General features: G+C 65.1%; 22 protein-coding genes, 2 tRNA genes and 1 pseudogene. 10 read left to right on the top strand and 15 right to left on the bottom strand.

What is annotated here, in order from left to right:
* Positions 1-21: 21 nt before the first annotated feature.
* Complete coding sequence (locus tag ABIB78_RS12515; protein ID WP_429024651.1) at positions 22-1,089, top strand: phospholipase; 1,068 nt, start codon at positions 22-24, stop codon at positions 1,087-1,089.
* Between the two features lie 99 nt (positions 1,090-1,188).
* Here ABIB78_RS12515 and ABIB78_RS12510 read toward each other — a convergent pair whose 3' ends face one another.
* Positions 1,189-2,088, bottom strand: coding sequence for an SDR family oxidoreductase (locus tag ABIB78_RS12510; RefSeq protein ID WP_429024650.1), 900 nt, complete (start codon positions 2,086-2,088; stop codon positions 1,189-1,191).
* A gap of 57 nt (positions 2,089-2,145) precedes the next feature.
* Positions 2,146-2,886, bottom strand: coding sequence for an SDR family oxidoreductase (locus ABIB78_RS12505; protein WP_429024649.1), 741 nt, complete (start codon positions 2,884-2,886; stop codon positions 2,146-2,148).
* A 120-nt stretch (positions 2,887-3,006) separates the two neighbouring features.
* On the opposite strand from ABIB78_RS12505, the gene ABIB78_RS12500 reads away from it, so the two are divergent.
* Complete coding sequence (locus ABIB78_RS12500) at positions 3,007-3,894, top strand: LysR family transcriptional regulator (RefSeq protein WP_429024647.1); 888 nt, start codon at positions 3,007-3,009, stop codon at positions 3,892-3,894.
* Between the two features lie 63 nt (positions 3,895-3,957).
* Positions 3,958-4,164 (top strand): hypothetical protein, encoded by a 207-nt coding sequence (locus tag ABIB78_RS12495; RefSeq protein ID WP_429024646.1) that lies wholly within the window; start codon positions 3,958-3,960, stop codon positions 4,162-4,164.
* Positions 4,165-4,249: 85 nt separating this feature from the next.
* Here the strand turns inward: ABIB78_RS12495 and ABIB78_RS12490 are convergent, their stop codons facing one another.
* From ABIB78_RS12490 to ABIB78_RS12465, 6 genes are all read right to left on the bottom strand, one after another.
* Positions 4,250-4,927, bottom strand: a complete 678-nt coding sequence (locus ABIB78_RS12490) for a DsbA family protein (protein ID WP_429024644.1) — start codon at positions 4,925-4,927, stop codon at positions 4,250-4,252.
* 36 nt (positions 4,928-4,963) lie between these two features.
* Positions 4,964-5,701, bottom strand: coding sequence for a sulfite exporter TauE/SafE family protein (locus ABIB78_RS12485; protein ID WP_429025339.1), 738 nt, complete (start codon positions 5,699-5,701; stop codon positions 4,964-4,966).
* A 132-nt stretch (positions 5,702-5,833) separates the two neighbouring features.
* Positions 5,834-6,556 carry an LrgB family protein gene (locus ABIB78_RS12480; protein ID WP_429024642.1) on the bottom strand — a complete coding sequence of 241 codons (723 nt, stop codon included), beginning with the start codon at positions 6,554-6,556 and terminating at the stop codon, positions 5,834-5,836.
* Complete coding sequence (locus ABIB78_RS12475; protein WP_429024640.1) at positions 6,553-6,936, bottom strand: CidA/LrgA family protein; 384 nt, start codon at positions 6,934-6,936, stop codon at positions 6,553-6,555. The genes ABIB78_RS12480 and ABIB78_RS12475 overlap by 4 nt, the downstream gene beginning before the upstream one ends.
* Before the next feature lie 220 nt (positions 6,937-7,156).
* Entirely contained in the window at positions 7,157-7,603 is a 447-nt protein-coding gene (locus ABIB78_RS12470; RefSeq protein WP_429025336.1) for a PaaI family thioesterase, read from the bottom strand.
* Positions 7,604-7,608: 5 nt separating this feature from the next.
* Positions 7,609-8,043, bottom strand: coding sequence for an acyl-CoA thioesterase (locus ABIB78_RS12465; RefSeq protein WP_429024638.1), 435 nt, complete (start codon positions 8,041-8,043; stop codon positions 7,609-7,611).
* A 93-nt stretch (positions 8,044-8,136) separates the two neighbouring features.
* Between ABIB78_RS12465 and ABIB78_RS12460 the strand changes: the two genes are divergently transcribed.
* Positions 8,137-8,694 carry a TetR/AcrR family transcriptional regulator gene (locus ABIB78_RS12460; RefSeq protein ID WP_429024636.1) on the top strand — a complete coding sequence of 186 codons (558 nt, stop codon included), beginning with the start codon at positions 8,137-8,139 and terminating at the stop codon, positions 8,692-8,694.
* A gap of 73 nt (positions 8,695-8,767) precedes the next feature.
* Here ABIB78_RS12460 and ABIB78_RS12455 read toward each other — a convergent pair whose 3' ends face one another.
* Positions 8,768-9,253, bottom strand: coding sequence for a hypothetical protein (locus tag ABIB78_RS12455; RefSeq protein ID WP_429024634.1), 486 nt, complete (start codon positions 9,251-9,253; stop codon positions 8,768-8,770).
* A 194-nt stretch (positions 9,254-9,447) separates the two neighbouring features.
* On the opposite strand from ABIB78_RS12455, the gene ABIB78_RS12450 reads away from it, so the two are divergent.
* Together ABIB78_RS12450 and ABIB78_RS12445 are read left to right on the top strand one after the other, a co-directional pair.
* A complete protein-coding gene (locus tag ABIB78_RS12450) occupies positions 9,448-9,723 on the top strand; it encodes a PsiF family protein (RefSeq protein WP_429024633.1) in 276 nt (91 codons plus the stop codon).
* A gap of 132 nt (positions 9,724-9,855) precedes the next feature.
* Positions 9,856-10,941 (top strand): AbrB family transcriptional regulator, encoded by a 1,086-nt coding sequence (locus tag ABIB78_RS12445; RefSeq protein ID WP_429024631.1) that lies wholly within the window; start codon positions 9,856-9,858, stop codon positions 10,939-10,941.
* 62 nt (positions 10,942-11,003) lie between these two features.
* Here ABIB78_RS12445 and ABIB78_RS12440 read toward each other — a convergent pair whose 3' ends face one another.
* From ABIB78_RS12440 to ABIB78_RS12430, 3 genes and pseudogenes are all read right to left on the bottom strand, one after another.
* Entirely contained in the window at positions 11,004-11,369 is a 366-nt protein-coding gene (locus tag ABIB78_RS12440; protein WP_429024629.1) for a hypothetical protein, read from the bottom strand.
* A 96-nt stretch (positions 11,370-11,465) separates the two neighbouring features.
* Positions 11,466-11,750: a DUF1488 family protein gene (locus tag ABIB78_RS12435; protein WP_429024628.1), complete on the bottom strand. Its 285-nt coding sequence runs from the start codon at positions 11,748-11,750 to the stop codon at positions 11,466-11,468.
* Positions 11,751-11,856: 106 nt separating this feature from the next.
* A pseudogene (locus tag ABIB78_RS12430) lies at positions 11,857-12,217 on the bottom strand (hypothetical protein).
* A 337-nt stretch (positions 12,218-12,554) separates the two neighbouring features.
* Here ABIB78_RS12430 and ABIB78_RS12425 point away from each other — a divergent pair.
* Positions 12,555-12,689 carry a hypothetical protein gene (locus tag ABIB78_RS12425; RefSeq protein WP_429024626.1) on the top strand — a complete coding sequence of 45 codons (135 nt, stop codon included), beginning with the start codon at positions 12,555-12,557 and terminating at the stop codon, positions 12,687-12,689.
* 10 nt (positions 12,690-12,699) lie between these two features.
* On the opposite strand, the gene ABIB78_RS12420 is transcribed toward ABIB78_RS12425, so the two are convergent.
* Positions 12,700-13,272: a disulfide bond formation protein B gene (locus tag ABIB78_RS12420; protein WP_429024624.1), complete on the bottom strand. Its 573-nt coding sequence runs from the start codon at positions 13,270-13,272 to the stop codon at positions 12,700-12,702.
* Between the two features lie 158 nt (positions 13,273-13,430).
* On the opposite strand from ABIB78_RS12420, the gene ABIB78_RS12415 reads away from it, so the two are divergent.
* The 3 genes from ABIB78_RS12415 (at position 13,431) to ABIB78_RS12405 (ending at position 14,156) form a co-directional block, all read left to right on the top strand.
* Positions 13,431-13,515: transfer RNA gene (locus ABIB78_RS12415), tRNA-Leu, on the top strand.
* A gap of 272 nt (positions 13,516-13,787) precedes the next feature.
* Positions 13,788-13,913 carry a hypothetical protein gene (locus ABIB78_RS12410; protein ID WP_429024622.1) on the top strand — a complete coding sequence of 42 codons (126 nt, stop codon included), beginning with the start codon at positions 13,788-13,790 and terminating at the stop codon, positions 13,911-13,913.
* 123 nt (positions 13,914-14,036) lie between these two features.
* Positions 14,037-14,156, top strand: a tRNA-Arg gene (locus ABIB78_RS12405).
* Between the two features lie 116 nt (positions 14,157-14,272).
* On the opposite strand, the gene ABIB78_RS12400 is transcribed toward ABIB78_RS12405, so the two are convergent.
* Together ABIB78_RS12400 and ABIB78_RS12395 are read right to left on the bottom strand one after the other, a co-directional pair.
* Positions 14,273-15,229, bottom strand: coding sequence for an alpha/beta hydrolase (locus ABIB78_RS12400; RefSeq protein ID WP_429025334.1), 957 nt, complete (start codon positions 15,227-15,229; stop codon positions 14,273-14,275).
* A gap of 236 nt (positions 15,230-15,465) precedes the next feature.
* The gene (locus ABIB78_RS12395; protein WP_429024621.1) at positions 15,466-15,789 is read right to left on the bottom strand and encodes a hypothetical protein; all 324 of its coding nucleotides are present in this window, start codon (positions 15,787-15,789) and stop codon (positions 15,466-15,468) included.
* Between the last annotated feature and the right edge of the window lie 54 nt (positions 15,790-15,843).

Here is a 15,843-nt window from a genome sequence, read left to right as displayed (position 1 = left end):
AAAAAGGAAGAGGCAGCAACGATGAGCGAGGCCGTGGTTGACGACATCGTGGCCGTGCTGCCGCCGCTGTTGCAGACGCTGGAATCGCTCTCCTTTGTCGCGCGCAATCTCAACCCGCCGGACTTCGATCGCGTGATGCAGATCGCGGGCGAGCCCGAGGAGGCGCTGCAGGCGGTGCAGCCGCGGCTTGCCGATTGGCCGGAGAAGTTCGCGCATATCAAGGTAGCGCTCGGGGCTGCGATCGATGCGGCGCTCGCCGGCTATGCGGGCTTACGCGCGGTGCAGAACGGCGAAGGCGATCTGGTCAGCGTATTCCGCGCGCTGCGCTATCTGCCGCGCGCACAGGAAGCGCTCTATCCGCTGACCGAGCTGCAGCCGGTAAGCCACTTCTTCATTGCGTCAGATCTCCGCGAGGACGCAGATCTGCAGACGAAGCTCGCGGCGACGCCCAACGCCGACACCGGCATCTTCCATGAGCGCAACGAGCCGGGCAACCGCGGCGGCTTCTCGATGTATGTGCCGGAATATTACACACCGGATCGGGCCTGGCCGCTGGTGATGGCGCTGCATGGCGGCAGCGGCAACGGCCGCGGCTTCCTGTGGAGCTGGCTGCGCGACGCGCGCAGCCGCGGCGCGATCCTGGTGGCGCCGACCGCGACCGGCCAGACCTGGGCGCTGATGGGCGACGACACCGACACGCCGAACCTCAACCGCATCATCGACCAGGTGCGTGCGCGCTGGCGCGTCGACGAGACCCGCATGCTGTTGACCGGCATGAGCGACGGCGGCACGTTCAGCTATGTGGCCGGGCTCGACGGCACATCGCGCTTCACGCATCTGGCACCCGTCGCGGCCACCTTCCATCCGCTGATGGCTGACATGGCCGATGCGCAGCGGCTGCCCGGCTTGCCGGTCTTCATCACCCATGGCCGGCAGGATTGGATGTTTCCGGTGCAGACCGCGCGGCAGACGCAAGGCTTGCTGTCGGCCGCCGGCGCCAGGGTGACCTATCGCGAGATCGACGACCTCAGCCACACCTATCCGCGCGAGATCAATGCGGAGATTCTTCGGTGGCTGAACGGCGGATGAGACCAACGGTCGTCTCCTCCGTCATTGCGAGGAGCGAAGCGACGAAGCAATCCATGCCGCCACTTGTGGTTTGCTCGCAATGACGTGGATAGAGCATGCCTACTGATTCACCCGCGGCTTGAGCAGGTCGGAGAAGCCGACCCGGTGCAGCATCTCGTTGCGGACCCGGTCGATCACGCCGAATGCGACTTCGGCACCGTCCTGGGTCGGATCGATGTGGACGCGGAACGGCCGCTTGCCGAACGGCATGTCGACGACCTCAACGATGGCGTCCGCGACGGAAGACGCGTCGGCATCTTCAGGCATGATCGCCGCGAACGCCTTCATGATCTCCTCGCCGAAGCCGGCATAGGGACCCGCCTCATATTCGGCGACACGCGCCTGGTCGGCGGGACGGCCGGAATGCGCGAAGTGATTGGTGCCGCCGGTGAAGGCGCCGGGCACGATGATCGAGGTCTCGATGCCCCAGCGCGACAGCTCGCGGGCATAGATCACGGCCATTGCATCCATGCCGGCCTTCGCCGCGAAGTACGGCGCGAGATAGGGCGGCGTACCGCCAGCCGAGCTGCTGCTCGATACCCAGACCACAAGTCCCCTGCCCTGCTTGCGCAACTGCGGCAGCGCCGCGCGATTGACGCGCTGGGTCGAGAGCACATTGACGTCGTACAGGTCGCCGAGCTGCTCGGGCGTGAACGCCTCAGCCGGACCGAACACCATGTGGCCGGCATTGTGCATGACGACGTCGAGGCGGCCTTCTTCGGCGACGATCTGCGCAATCGCCTTGTCGACCGACGCCTGCGAGCCGACATCGAGCTCGAGCGCACGCAGATCGACGTTGTTGTCCCTGGCGAACTCCTCGATATCGGCGACCGCGGCGGCATTGCGGCCGGTGGTGTGGCGCATCGAGGCGTAGACGATGTGGCCGGCCCTGGCGAGCGCGTTGGCGGTGAGGCGGCCGAAGCCGCTCGAGGCGCCGGTGATGACGATGACCTGTTTCATGACACGTTTCCTTGTGATGACGGATTGAACGAAGGTTGGGTTGAAGGTGCGAAGGCGTCAGACCAGGCCGCCATTGGCGCGCAGGGTCTGGCCGTTGATCCAGGAGCCGTCGGGACCGGCGAGGAAAGACACGACGTTCGCGATGTCGCCAGGCATGCCGAGCCGCTCCAGCGGGACCATCTTGGCGAAGCGGTCAATCAGCTCGTCCGACTTGCCGTTGAGGAACAGATCGGTCGCGGTCGGGCCGGGCGCGACCGCGTTCACGGTGATGCCGCGGCCGCGCAATTCCTTGGACAGGATCGATGTCAGCGCCTCGATCGCGGCCTTGGTCGCGACATAAATGCCGTAGGTCTCGAGCCTGGTGCCGACGACGCTGGTCGAGAAGTTCACGATGCGTCCGCCATTGCGCAGCCGGTGCGCCGCCTCGCGCATGGTGTTGAAGCTGCCCTTCAGGTTGACCGCGACCTGCTGGTCGAAGGCCGCATCGTCGCTGTCGGCGATCCTGCCGAGCTTCATGATGCCGGCATTGTTGACCAGCAGGTCGACGCCGCCGAACGCCGCTTCCGCAGCGTCGAACATGCCGCGCACAGCACTGGCATCGCTGACATCGGCCTTCGCGGTCAGCGCCCGGCCGCCGGCGGCCTCGATCCTGTCGGCCACTGCCTGGGCGGGCCTGGCGTCGCCTGAGTAGTTGACGACGACGGTGAAGCCGTCCCGGGCGAGGCGTTCAGCAACCGCAGCGCCGATCCCGCGTGAGGCGCCCGTCACCAGAGCTACCTTATTGGTTTTGTTCATCATTATAAGTCTCCTATCGAGTTGTGCGGCTTAGCCGCGTTCGATGGGAGGACGCTACGCCTTGGCAGTGACCGGATAATCATGCATCTTCTGGCATCACTATTCGCGATTTTCGGATAATGGATGGACCGTTTCGACGCGATGCGCGTGTTCACCCGCGTGGTGGAGCGGCGCAGCTTTTCGCTGGCCGCCGACGATCTCGCTCTGCCACGCTCGACGGTGACCGACGCGGTGAAGGGGCTGGAAGCGCGGCTCGGCGTCCGGCTGCTCGAGCGCACCACGCGCACGGTGCGCCCGACCCTCGATGGCGAGGCGCACTACCGCCGCTGCCTGTCGCTGATCTCGGACCTCGAAGACGCCGAGGGCGCGTTCGGCGGCGCGCGGCCGAAGGGCCTGCTGCGGCTCGAAGTGCAGGGCACGCTGGCGCGGCACTTCCTGCTGCCGAACCTGCCGGGCTTCCTCGCCGAATATCCCGATATCGAAATCAACATGAGCGAGAGCGACCGCTGGGTCGATCTGATCCGCGAAGGCGTCGACTGCGTGCTGCGCTTCGGCCGATTGCCCGACAGCGACATGATCGCGCGGCAGGTGACGATGCTGGAGCGGCTGACCTGCGCCACGCCGGATTACTTCGCGCGCTTCGGCACGCCGACCGATCCGTTCGCGCTCGACGGTCATCGCACGATCGGCATTCGCTCGCTGACGACGGGCCGCCTGCGGCCGATGGAGTTTCTAATCGACGGCGCCGTGAGGCAGTTTCCGCTGCCCGCGCCGATGTCGGTGACCGGCCCCGAGAGTTATCTGGCGAGCGCCAGGCTCGGCCTCGGCCTCGTACAGGTGCCGCGCTTCCACGCCGAAACCGATCTCGCAAACGGCACGCTCGTGTCGGTGCTGCAGCAATGGCCACCGCCATCGGTGCCGGTATCCCTGCTCTATCCGCGCAACCGCCAGCTTTCACCGCGGGTGCGCGTGTTCATCAATTATGTGATACGGGTGTTCGCGCGCAGTTGATCGAACGCCGGAACCACAGCGAACCCCACGACGTTATCCCGCCGACACCGGAGGGATTAGGCGATGCGGACCTTTTTCGGCATGATTCTGGGCGCGCTGCTGCTGGTATGCGGCGTCTATGTCACCGATTCGATGCGGACGTCGAGCGTGGCCAATGGCGAGGTCGCGCGGGACACGCGCACCATCGTCAATTGGGACGTCGCGGCCCATGACTGGAACCTGTTGAAGGAGCGCGCCCGCGAGCAGTGGACCAAGGTCGCCGAGAAATAGCCGTGGTTTTCAAGCCGGCACAAAAGCAAATGGCCTCTCCAGCGCTGGAGGGGCCATTTTTATCAACATGCCCGAAGGCCCTTCTCTAGTTCTGCTCGATCTTGCGGCCCATATTGGCCTTGCGGGCGTCGGCGATCGCCTGCTCGAACTGATCCATGCTGAGCACACCCGGCACGCGGTACTTGCCGACGATGAATGACGGCGTGCCGTTGAAGCCGAACGCCAGCGCCTGCTCGTTGTTGCGCACCAAAATCGCGTCGATCGTCTTGGCGTTGGCGTCGAGATCCTTCTTCAGCCGGTCCATGTCGAGACCGGCAGCCGAAAGCAGCTCGGCGATGCGCGGCTCGGTGATGCGCGAATTGGTCGAGATCATCGCCTCATGCGCGGCCTCGAACTTGTCCTGGTACTTTGCCGCCAGCGCCATCCGCGCGGCGACCTTGGAGACCGGCCCAAGGATCGGCCAGTCCTTCAGCACGAGGCGAACCTTGCCGTCGTCCTGCACCACCTGGCGGAGTTCCGGCGCGAGCTTGCGGCAATACGGGCAGTTGTAGTCGAACCATTCGACGATGGTGATATCGCCCTTGGGATTGCCGATCACCGGAATATCCGGATCGCGCAGCACCTGCTCTTCGGTCAGAACGTTGTCGTCCTCGGCGCGCGCGCCTCCCGCAGCCAGCAGCGCGAGGCCGGCACTGAGCAGGCCGAGCGCGTCGCGGCGGGTGGCGCCGGCGTTGATCAGGGGCGATTTCGTCAGATGGTTCATAGCTGGCTTTCGCAAGGGCTGTTCGCCCTTCTACGTTCAGGACACATTGACGTTACGCAGCAGCATATAGATCGCCACGGCGATAATCACGGTCGCAAACACGATATTAAGCGCGCCGCGCCGTTCCGACAGGTGCCGGGCGCTGCGCGTGCCGACCAGGCCGCCTGCGATGCCGCCGGCGACGAATAGCCCCGCCAGGCCCCACGACACCAGCCCGGACCACGCATAGCTCAGGGCCGTGGTCATGCCGAAGGCGGTGACGGCCACCAGCGAGGAGCTGACCGCGTTCATGATCGGCATCCCGGTCGCCAGCATCAGCGCCGGCACGATCAGGAAGCCGCCGCCGATGCCGAAGAAGCCGGACATGGTTCCCGCGGTAAGCCCGAGACCGATGATCGCGGGCGTGTTGGCCATCGAGATCTTGACATCGGTCAGCCCGACGCGCGCGCGGGTCTTCAGCATCAGGCCCGCGATCACCAGCATCACCAGCGAGAACATCGCGAGCAGCTTCTGCCCGTCCAGCATCTTGCCGAGGATCGAACCGCCGAATGCACCACACATGCCCGACAGCGCGAACAGCAGCGCGCAGGACCAGATCACGGTGCCGCCACGGGCGTGGTTGGAGAGGTTGATCGCGGCGTTGGCGGCGACTGCGATCGCGGAGGTGCCGATCGCGACATGTGGCTGGGCCACCCCGACCACATAGACCATCAGCGGCACGGCAAGGATCGACCCGCCGCCGCCGACCAGGCCCAGCGAAAAGCCGACCAGCATGCCCGATGCCAGCCCGAGCAGGCTTTGAGTTGCGGAGAAGACCAAGGGGAACAGACTCGCGTTTGCGGCGACCCTAGAAGGATTTGCTGCCTAATGCCATACCAATAGCACAAAACTGCCCTGCAGCCGGCGTCAGCGCAGCAGATATGTCACGGCCAGCGGCACCAGCAGCGAGGTGACCAGCGCGTTCAGGCTCATCGCGATCCCGGCAAAGACGCCGGCGATCTCGTCGACCTGAAAGGCGCGCGCGGTGCCGATGCCATGCGCGGCGATGCCGGCGGCAAAGCCGCGGCCGCGATAGTCGGTGATGCCGGTGAAGTTCATCAGCGGCGTGACGATGATCGCTCCCATGATGCCGGTGAGGATCACCGACACCGCCGTCAGCGACGGATCGGCATGCAGCGACTCGCTGATGCCCATCGCGACGCCGGCCGTCACCGATTTCGGCGCCAGCGACAAAATGATGTCGCGCGGCAGGCCGAAGGCCCGCGCGAGCAGCACCACCGAGACGATCGCCGTGAGCGAGCCGACCGCGAGCGCAACCAGCATCGGCACGACCGCAGCCGCAACCCGCTTGCGGTTCTCGTACAGCGGCACCGCGAGCGCCACCGTCGCCGGCCCGAGCAGGAAGTGCACGAACTGCGCGCCGGCGAAATAGGTGGTGTAGGAGGTGTTGGTCAGCAGCAGGAACACGCCGATGATCCACAGCGAATGCAGCACGGGATTGGCGAGCGGGTGCCGGCGCGTCTTCAGCGACACCGCATCGGTCGCGGCATAGGTCACGAGCGTCACCGTCAGCCAGAGCAGCGGCGACTGCGAGAGATAGACCCAGAGCGAGAACGGATTGTCGCTCACGGCTCCTCCTCGCGCGAAAACAGGCTGCTTGCCGCAACGAAGGTCGCGACCGTCGCCAGCAGCGTGACGATGACCGAAACCGCGAGGATCACCAGGATCGCGATGCCGTGCTCGGCAAGCAGGTCGAGTTTCTGCACCACGCCGACCCCGGCCGGAATGAACAGCAGCGAGAGATTGGCGAGCATGCCGCGGCTTGCGCTCTCGACGCCGTCATTGCCGAGCGGCCCGCGCGAGAGCACAGGATACCGGTCGCGCGCCAGCAGCAGCAACAGCAGGAGCACCAGCCCGACCACCGGGCCCGGCACCGGCACGGCGAGCGCGCGCACGGCAACCTCACCGACCAGCTGACAGAACAGGATCAGACCAAGGCTGGCGATCATGACAAGGCGCTCACGCGAAGCATCCACCTATCAGGTCGGTGTGGGAGAGGCTTGTCAATGTGCGGCAATGCACAAAGCTGCGTCACTGCGAGGAGCTCGCGACAGAATTGCAAAGCAATTTTGCGCTGAAGCGACGAAGCAATCCACCTCTCGGTACGAATGGAAGCAATGGATTGCTTCGCTTCGCTCGCAATGACGGTGGTGTGGTTTCTACCCTCGCCTATCGCTCCCGCCGTGCCAGCGCCATCAGCGTGCCGCTCATGGTCGCGACCAGCGTCTCAATGCCGTCCTGCACCGCATAGGCGCGGCCGTCGCAGACCGTCAGCGTGCGGCCGGGCTTGACCACGACGCCGCGGAACACGAATCGTTCGCCGCGCGCCGGCGCCAGCAGATTGGTCTTGAACTCCACGGTGAGGATGTCGGAACCTTCGGGCATCAGCGTGAAGGCGGCGATCCCGCAGGCATTGTCAAGGCCTGCGGTGATGACGCCGGCATGCACGAAGCCGTTCTGCTGGCAGAATTCCGGCGCGTAGGGCATTGCGAGATCGACCTCACCGGGCTCCATGCGCGCGATCGAGATGCCGAGCGTCTGCATGGCGCGCTGGCGCGCGAATGTATCGGTCGCGACCGCGCGATAGTCGGGGTTCTTCGGCTCGAACCGGAGCATGGCGGTCACGCACTCACGGGTTCTGACGGGACGAGATGCGGCATCGCCGCGTAGCGGATCGCCGGCGCAAACGGCGCCGCCTTGCGCGCGGCGCGATCGATATGCACGGCTGCGATCTCGCAGGTCGCCACGATCTCGCCGGTCTCGGCGTTGCGCATCTCGTGCAGGATACGGATCGACTTGTCGCGGAACCCGACCAGCCGGCTCTTGACCTCGACGAGGTCGCCGGCAAGCAGTTCGCGCTTGTAGGAAATGTTCTGCTGCACGGCGGCCATGCCGCGGCTGGACTCGCGCAGATAACTCGGGGTCAGGCCGAGCCGCGCGAACATGTTCCAGCTCGCCTCGTCGAACTTGCCGACATACCACATGACGTTCATGTGGCCGATGTGGTCGCAGTGCCAGGGATAGACCGTGCCGCGATAGGTCGCCTCGCCCTCCATCGTACTCTCCCTCGATTCTTGATACGGTAGCGTATCAGGGACGAAGCGGGCTAGCAATACGGTACCGTATCGGGATCGCTGCGCGGAGATCACATGATTGAAAGCAAGGGCGACGTTTGGGTCGCGGCAGGCTTTGCCGAACTCGCGCATAGCGGCGTCGACGGCGTGCGGGTCGAGGTGCTGGCGAAGAATCTCGGCGTCACCAAGGGCGGCTTCTACCGCCGCTTCAGGGATCGCGCCGCGCTGCTCGAGACCATGCTGACGCGCTGGCGCGACGGCCGCATCGCATCGATCGAGAAGCAGACCGCGCTCGACGGCGCGAGCGCGCGCGAACGGCTGAAGGCGATCATCACGCTCTATTCGGAGCGCATGAACACCGAGGCGATGGCGGTCGAGCTCGCGATCCGGCAATGGGCGCGCACCGACGAGGCCGCCGCCACCGCCGCCGCGAGCGTCGATGCCGCGCGGCTGAGGCAGGTCGGCCAGCTCTACCGCGCCACCGGGCTGTCAACTGAGGAGGCCGATGCGCAGGCCTTCCTGTTCTACTGCTTCATCTTCGGCCAGAGCCTGCTGTTTCTCGAACGTAGTCCGCGCAAGCACGCGCAACTGCTGGCGCAGTCGGCGGACAAGCTGCTCTCGGAGAGCCAGTAGCGCTCGCGCCAAAGAAAAGCGGCCGGCTTGCGCCGGCCGCTCGCGCAACTCCTCGCGTAACTCAGAGGCTAGCTCACGCGCCCTTCAGGCGCTTGTTGCATTCGCTGTAATAGCCGCCGCCCTTCTGGATCCACTTCAGGCCGCCATTGCCGCCGGTGGTCTTGTTGGCATTGTACTGGTCGACGCAGGTGTGCATGCGCCCCTTGCCTCCGGACTCCTTGGCGTATTTGGGATCGACCGCGTTCGGAAACACGGCGGGCCCTGCCGGTGCGGCCGGCGCCGCGGCGGGAGCTTGCTTGGCTTCCTTCGGCGCGGCCGGAGCGGGCGCGGCTGCAGCGGGCGGCGGTGCGGCGGGTGCCGCAGCCGGGGTCGCGTCGGCGCCGCACTGCGCCTTGCGGAAATCATTCCACTTCTGGCCGTTGAGGGTGCCGGCCGTCTTGGCCGCCTGGTACTTGGCACTGCATTCCTGTGTGGTCAGGGCCTGCGCCGGCGCGCTCGCCGCAAGGGCTGCAAACCCCGACACTGCAATCACACACAACAATCTGGTCTGAATGGTCATCCCTGGTCTCCCGTCATCCCTGGTTTCCCGTGGGGGCATTGGCGTAAGGCCATTATCCTAGCGCAACCCCGACTTGCGACAACGTGCGGGCGCGCCTGCGCGTTAAAATATTGTGGCGGCGGGACCACCGCATGTTCATCCACGGTTCAGCATCGCCGCGCGACGTTTCAGCCTCCTTCCTCACGAGGTGCCCCATGACGAAGTTTTCCTCGCTTGCGACCGCGACCGCCCTTGCCTCCCTGCTGCTGATGGGCGGAGCTTTCGCGCAAACTGCCGCGCCTGCCGCCAAGGACGCCGCTCCCAAGGCCGACACCAAGATGGCCAAGGAGGCCAAGCCGCGCACCGCCGAGTCGCTGGAATGCTCCAAGCAAGCCGACGCCAAGGGCCTGCACGGCAAGGAGCGCAAGAAATTCCGCTCCGAGTGCAAGAAGGCGGGCGGCGCTGCCGCAGCGCCCGCGGCGACGAAGTAACGCGTAGACATATTTGACATCCTTCACCCTCCCCGTCGGGAGGGTGAAAATCTGTGCGCCGGCGAGCCGGGGCGCAATGCTGCAATCGCGAGATGCATTTGTCCCGTGGTTGCGAATTTGCCATAAGGCGGCGTGACCCTGATCCGCGCTTCGATGGCGACCGCCATTCCCGACCGCAGCAAAGTTCTGAACGGGATCGAGACTCTCGTCATCGGCGCCGCCGGCGGCCTGCTGTTTTTATGGGCGGGATTGCCGGGTGGGCTGATCTCGGGAGCGATGACGGCGGTCGCGATCGCCGCGCTGGCCGGAAGGCCGCTCGCGGTACCGCCGGTGCTGACGCAGTCGGTGCTGCTGCTGCTCGGGATCTCCCTGGGCTCGCTGATGTCGCAGCAATTGCTGCAGCACATGAGCTCCTATCCGCTCACCATCGGCCTGCTGGCGCTGGCGACGTTCTGCTCGACCTTCGGCTCCAGCCTCTATTTGCAGCGCGTGCACGGCTGGGACCAGACCTCGGCCTTCCTTGCCGGTAGCCCGGGCGCGCTCTCGCAGATCACGATCCTCGCCGCGGAAAAGGGCGCCGACGTCGCGGCGATCGCCGTGGTGCAGACCATGCGCGTCATCATCCTGACCGCGGCGCTGCCGCTGGTGCTGGCGCTGACCGGGGTGACGCACGCGGCGCCGCCGCCGTTGCCGACGACGGTCGCCTCGCCGTTCGGCCTCGTCGCCCTGGTCGCCGCCTCGATCTGCGTCTCGCTGCTGCTGCGCTGGATCAAATTCCCTGCGAGCTGGATGTTCGGCGCGATGCTGGCCTCCAGCCTGCTGCATGGCTCAGGCCTGGTCGATGGCGGCCTGCCGCCCTGGCTCCGCAATATCGCGCTGGTCGGCATCGGCGCGCTGATCGGCACCCGCTTTGCGCGGATGAAGACCTCGACCCTGCTGAGCCACGTCAATGCCGGGCTCGGCTCGTTCGCGATCGCGATCCTGATCTCCGCCGTGTTCGTCGCGGTGATCGGCTTCACCACCCATGTGCGCCTTGCCGACGTCGTGGTCGCCTTCGCTCCCGGCGCGATGGACGCGATGCTGGCGCTGGCGCTGACGCTGCACATCGACCCGATCTTCGTCGGCGCGCATCATCTGTCGCGCTTCTTGTTCGTCACCATCTCGACGCCGGGCATCATCCATCTGTTCGGACGGCCGCAGGACGACGTCGACGATTAGCCACGGTCGGATCGGAATCAAGCATTGTCGCGCGCCGGCTCCGTGAAAGCGGCGCCGTAAGTTCACTGCTCCGGCTGATCGCGGAATGACCGAGCGAGGGCCGCCAGCTCGTCCGGATCGAATCGCAGGTCGTCATCCCGGCCGATTTGCAGTTTCGCGACGGCGGCGGCGCGCCACAACGGGCTGGTGATTTCCGCATAGGCCGAACCTGGCTGCGTTTCGCTCCATTCCTCGAGCCGCTCCCTGGCGACTGCGCGCCACAACGCGTTCAGCCGATAGCTGGCATCATTGATCTCGGAAATTCCGTATTTCGGGCGCTGCTCGCTCATGAGCGTGGTGACGAGATTGCGCCGGCTCTTGAGGCGCGACAGCGCCGCGTTGGCCAGCATCAACAGTTCGACGGGCACGCGGGGCACGGTGGTCGACATCGGCTTGCCTGTAGCGCAGGATTGGGCGGTGGCGATTGCAGCCTTCACCACCTCAGAACACCTGACACAGGTCAGGGCGTCTCCGTGAGGAAGCCTCTACCTTTGCTTCCGGAAATCGATGCTGCGCAGGATGATCCCGGGCGGCGCGCCCTCGAACTCCCTAGCCTGGTATTTGCCTTCGGCACACGCCTCGATGCGTTCGCGCAAACGCATGAATTGGCTTTCGCGCTGGCCTGCTCGCGCCAGCACCACGCCTTCCAGTTCATCCATCGCCGAGGTCGAAACCGCGCAAGTGATTTCCTTCTGCTCGTCGCGCATCGAGAACAGCACGACCATCCTGTCGTACTCGTAGCTGATGAAGCGACCTTGCGTAAGCGTCATGTGAGCGGCTCCTTCAAAGCGTGCAGTGCTCCAGACCTCACCGCTGCTCGGTGAGCCGGACAAGATCCTCGAGGTTCGCCGCATCGAGATTGAGCAGGTGGCGCGCCTACGCGGCCGTCTCCGGCCACGATGCCGCGGGCGCCGCCGACAGGCCGGCTCCGAGCCGCGGCCTGCCGTTCGCGCCACGGGATACGCTTGCGTCGATACGCTGGGCATCGGCGAGAGCGACCGAGCCGATCGCCACCATCTTCGTCGCCAGTGATCATCGTGGCGACACGGCGGAACGCCGCGAACGAGAGGCCTTCGATCGCCTCTTCGTTGGTGATGATCTCATAGACGCCCGCAGGCAGCTGGCCATCGATGTCCTTGATCCGGAATGAATGTTGGAAGGCGACGACTTCGCGCCGGGAGCGAATGGTCGTGGGCCTGCCTTTTTTCCGAAGCGCGTTGCGCCGGTACGGCCCCATCGGCAGCATGCGCCGCTTCGACCGCAATAGCCACTGCTTTTGTTGACCTTCCTGCCGCGTCCGGAGCACTGCCCGGCTTGCCTTGCACGCTGCACGTTGTTGCCGCGGCGGCGCCAGACGCCTTCGCGCTCGCTATTTGGATCGCATCGGCCTACGGTCGGCGTTCATCGCGTGTCCCGACGGCATCGACCGGTGACTGAGGGCCGCGCGCGCTCTCGCCGCAGGACGCTTCGCGAAGACTGCATCACTTCGCGAGCCAATCGACGTCGACGTCAGGATCTGCTTCCGCGGGCAAGCTCTGCCGGATCAATTCAGTCACCGCGGGATGGAGACCGATATGTCCAAGGGCGAACGACACGGCAACCGGGAATCCAAGAAGCCGAAGAAGGAGAAGGTCAAGGTGATCGCCGCTGCTCCCAGCCAGAAAGGCGGCAGCGGACAGCCGAGCTTCACGCCCGGAAAGAAGAAATAGACCGCCGGCGTCAGGCCTTGGCGGCCCTCACGACGCCCCAGCCGGCGATCGCGGCCATCAAGAGCGAGATCAGCACGTTGTAGCCGGCGAGCGAAATGCCGAGAAAGCGCCACTGCACCTCGTCGCAGCGGACCACCTTGACCTTGTCGAGTTGATCCAGCAGCGAGCCGGCCTTGCCGAAATCCACCATCGGGCCGGTGCAATCGGTCGGCCCCGGCCAGAACCCCCATTCGACACCGGCGTGATAGCTGCCGAGCCCAGCATTGGCGAGCGCGGCGAGACCGAGGATCGCTAGCCCCGCAAGCAGCACCGGGCGCGCCGCGCCGCGCGCCGCCGCGAACGCGACCGCCGCGCCGAGCGGGACCGCGAGGTAATAGGCATAGCGCTGCTCGAGACAGAGCGGACAGGGCATGATCTCCAGCACGAGCTGGAAGAACCAGGCGCCGGCCAAGGTCGCGGCCGCGATCACCGCAATCGCCAAAGCCGAGGTCAGCGCCGGATTGCCGGTGGCGGAAGCATCCCACGGATGGGCGGTGGCGAGCGTCACGGCAGTCCTCCTGCGAGCATCGTCCGGGAGGGTCATGGCCCCTGCTCCATACTCAATCCGGGTCGTATCGCGCGAAAATACCGCTGTCGAGGCGCAAGACAATCACATCCGCGCGGGTTGACCGTGACGGACCGCCCGCTATAGTCCGCCGCGCTTCGCGACCCCGGCCTTTCTCGGCCGGGACCATCGCGAATGCCCCTGTGGCGGAACTGGTAGACGCGCTCGACTCAAAATCGAGTTCCGCAAGGAGTGCTGGTTCGATTCCGGCCAGGGGCACCAAGCCGAAAACATCAATATAATAAATAACTTAAACCATTCGTTCGATTCCGTTTTTCTTTGCGAGAAACGTTGAAAATACTGATAAAAGTCAGCCCCCAGCTGTCCAATTTGTTGGTATTTTTGTTGGCATCGGGAAATTAAACGATCGCGGCGAATTTCGCGATTCCGAACAACGGAATCGAGCAGATGGCCCGCAAGAACGATGGCGCGGGCGCCAACCCAAAGCAGATCTGACCGACGTCGGCTGCCGCGCCGCGCGACCGAAATTAGACATGAGCAACGGACCGCTCGCGCTTTTTGGCTCGCGCACGAAGCTGACGCAGCATTGGGCTGATCCGATCGACCACTGGCTCGATCCCAAGAAGGCGATGCCGATCGACGGAGGCGCGCAGGCTTGAGTCTCCTATCATCAGGCTGGTTGACGTTGTCCAATTCAACCCGTGGCAAGCTCAAGTGATAATCGTCGACGCTTGTGCATCTCGTGCCGGAAGCGGATCGATTTCTCAGCTTTGCAACGCGTTGCGCTTGTCCGCCTGAGATAAACCCCGCGTGCATACGCCGTGACTAAGAGATCGTCTGCGCGCCTGGCCCCTGCCCTCCGAAGGCAAAGGTCACACGTTCGAATCGTGTCGGGTGCACCATTCGGCACGAAACTGGGCACTCCAAAACCTGCCGTTTTTCGCTTGAGGCCGCAGCGGGCGCGCGCAGGATCACGCTTTCGCCCAGCGTCGTCGCACGGCTCGGCGCAGACGCCCTCTTACGCGGTCGTACCGTCGACCGAGCGGCGGATTACCCGCTGCACTTCCGCATTCGAGAGAAACAGATCGTGGTTGATGATGCCCCAGCCTTCCTGGGAAGCATCGACCACGCGCACGCCGAGCCGCTCGATGGCGGCCTTCTCGGCGGCGCCGACCCTGGTCATTCCACCTGCGATTTGCCCCGACAGCGCCAGTGCGCGATCGTTCGTCGCGGCGATCACGGTGATCTTGCCGGCAAGCGGACCGATGCGGTGGATCGCCGACGAGAACACGTCCATGTCGATATCAGGCGCGGCAAACACGACCGCGCCGATCCTGCTCGTAACAGTGTCGCCGTATCGCGCATAGAGCTGACGCAGGCTTTCGAGCGTCAGCATGGTTCCCATGCTGTGCGCAACGATGTGCACGCGGCCGCCGCCTGATGCCGACACGAGGGAAGAGAGCACGCGTTCGAAATCATCGCGGGACCACATTGCGCTGTCGCGGTCATAGGCATAGTCGAACAGTCCTGCCCTGGAGGGCCAGGAGAACACCATGGTCCGGCCGCGGAATTTGATCCCATCGGAGAGATGGGCGGCATCGAGCGCCGCCGTCTCGAATGTCTGCTTGAAGCCGTGCACATAGATCAGCACGTCTCCTCCCCCGCCGGCCTCCGCAAGGAGATCGCCAACGTCGGCCGGCACCGGTTCGACCCGATCAAGGCGCCAATCGCCAAGTCCAACCGAGGCGAGAGAAAGACGGCTCTCGTCCGGCGCCACCAGCTTTGCCCGCGCGACCGTCATTGTGGTCGCGCGCTCCGGCCCGAACCAAGGTTTCGTGCGACCGCCGTTCACGGGCTTGCGCGTGGTGGCGACGAGCAATGTGGGGTCAACGGAGAGGGTCGACGCGTCGTAGCGCGCGCCGGTCGCGCCCAAGCCCGCGCATCCACCAAGCGCGAGGGAGCTGCCTGCCGACACAAGCCCGCCCAGGAGCGCGCGGCGCGACACGAGAGTCTCACGTTGTAGAGGATGTCGGACGATCACACGGAACCTTCGGGGAACATTGCCCATCGTTTGCCCCGGTAGCTCCGTGAATGATGATGGCGGCGAGAAAAGGGCGGTCCGGTTCCGCTTCAATCAGCGGCGGTACGTGCTGGCGCTGATGGCCGGCTCCGGCTCAGGATTATTGCCATGACGGTGTTGCAGGTCGCGGATCAAGACTTCAACCTTGCCACGACTTCAGGCCGGTTCGTCTCGAGCCAGGCCAGAGCTTCCGGCCCGTCGACGACACACTCGAAAGTCTCCCAGGTTGGGTCCTCCAGGGATTCCGATTGCAGTCGCTTCGCCGCATACTCAACGAGGTCGTGCAAGCGTTCGTATCCTCGTCGGTGCTCGAGCGAATCTGCAATCGCAGTGCTGGTCCATCCTCGTTGGGCCAAATCGACAATGCTCGGAGCGTCAGCCTCGCTGAACCAGAGTGTGGCATCGAACTCGATGCAGCGGACATTGTCGGCGGTATGGCAAGTGGCGTGGATCATTGGATTCCTCCGTTCGCCGGCTACAGCTTGCGCAAGCATTGCACTTCTTGCGTC

Source organism: Bradyrhizobium sp. I1.14.4, from assembly GCF_050435825.1.
Classification (GTDB): Bacteria; Pseudomonadota; Alphaproteobacteria; order Rhizobiales; family Xanthobacteraceae; genus Bradyrhizobium.
Note: the sequence above shows the minus strand (reverse complement) of the source record. Positions and strands in the feature narration are given on the sequence as shown.

What these genes read in the sequence shown, in the direction of transcription:
- ABIB78_RS12490 (WP_429024644.1), bottom strand. Translation starts at nt 4,927, where the DNA reads ATGAACCATCTGACGAAATCGCCCCTGATCAACGCCGGCGCCACCCGC.
- ABIB78_RS12485 (WP_429025339.1), bottom strand. Translation starts at nt 5,701, where the DNA reads ATGCTGGTCGGCTTTTCGCTGGGCCTGGTCGGCGGCGGCGGGTCGATC.
- ABIB78_RS12455 (WP_429024634.1), bottom strand. Translation starts at nt 9,253, where the DNA reads ATGACCATTCAGACCAGATTGTTGTGTGTGATTGCAGTGTCGGGGTTT.
- ABIB78_RS12425 (WP_429024626.1), top strand. Translation starts at nt 12,555, where the DNA reads ATGTCCAAGGGCGAACGACACGGCAACCGGGAATCCAAGAAGCCGAAG.
- ABIB78_RS12420 (WP_429024624.1), bottom strand. Translation starts at nt 13,272, where the DNA reads ATGACCCTCCCGGACGATGCTCGCAGGAGGACTGCCGTGACGCTCGCC.
- ABIB78_RS12470 (WP_429025336.1), bottom strand. Translation starts at nt 7,603, where the DNA reads ATGCTCCGGTTCGAGCCGAAGAACCCCGACTATCGCGCGGTCGCGACC.
- ABIB78_RS12495 (WP_429024646.1), top strand. Translation starts at nt 3,958, where the DNA reads ATGCGGACCTTTTTCGGCATGATTCTGGGCGCGCTGCTGCTGGTATGC.
- ABIB78_RS12395 (WP_429024621.1), bottom strand. Translation starts at nt 15,789, where the DNA reads ATGATCCACGCCACTTGCCATACCGCCGACAATGTCCGCTGCATCGAG.
- ABIB78_RS12505 (WP_429024649.1), bottom strand. Translation starts at nt 2,886, where the DNA reads ATGATGAACAAAACCAATAAGGTAGCTCTGGTGACGGGCGCCTCACGC.
- ABIB78_RS12500 (WP_429024647.1), top strand. Translation starts at nt 3,007, where the DNA reads ATGGACCGTTTCGACGCGATGCGCGTGTTCACCCGCGTGGTGGAGCGG.
- ABIB78_RS12475 (WP_429024640.1), bottom strand. Translation starts at nt 6,936, where the DNA reads ATGATCGCCAGCCTTGGTCTGATCCTGTTCTGTCAGCTGGTCGGTGAG.
- ABIB78_RS12450 (WP_429024633.1), top strand. Translation starts at nt 9,448, where the DNA reads ATGACGAAGTTTTCCTCGCTTGCGACCGCGACCGCCCTTGCCTCCCTG.
- ABIB78_RS12510 (WP_429024650.1), bottom strand. Translation starts at nt 2,088, where the DNA reads ATGAAACAGGTCATCGTCATCACCGGCGCCTCGAGCGGCTTCGGCCGC.
- ABIB78_RS12440 (WP_429024629.1), bottom strand. Translation starts at nt 11,369, where the DNA reads ATGTCGACCACCGTGCCCCGCGTGCCCGTCGAACTGTTGATGCTGGCC.
- ABIB78_RS12465 (WP_429024638.1), bottom strand. Translation starts at nt 8,043, where the DNA reads ATGGAGGGCGAGGCGACCTATCGCGGCACGGTCTATCCCTGGCACTGC.
- ABIB78_RS12515 (WP_429024651.1), top strand. Translation starts at nt 22, where the DNA reads ATGAGCGAGGCCGTGGTTGACGACATCGTGGCCGTGCTGCCGCCGCTG.
- ABIB78_RS12435 (WP_429024628.1), bottom strand. Translation starts at nt 11,750, where the DNA reads ATGACGCTTACGCAAGGTCGCTTCATCAGCTACGAGTACGACAGGATG.
- ABIB78_RS12460 (WP_429024636.1), top strand. Translation starts at nt 8,137, where the DNA reads ATGATTGAAAGCAAGGGCGACGTTTGGGTCGCGGCAGGCTTTGCCGAA.
- ABIB78_RS12410 (WP_429024622.1), top strand. Translation starts at nt 13,788, where the DNA reads ATGAGCAACGGACCGCTCGCGCTTTTTGGCTCGCGCACGAAGCTGACG.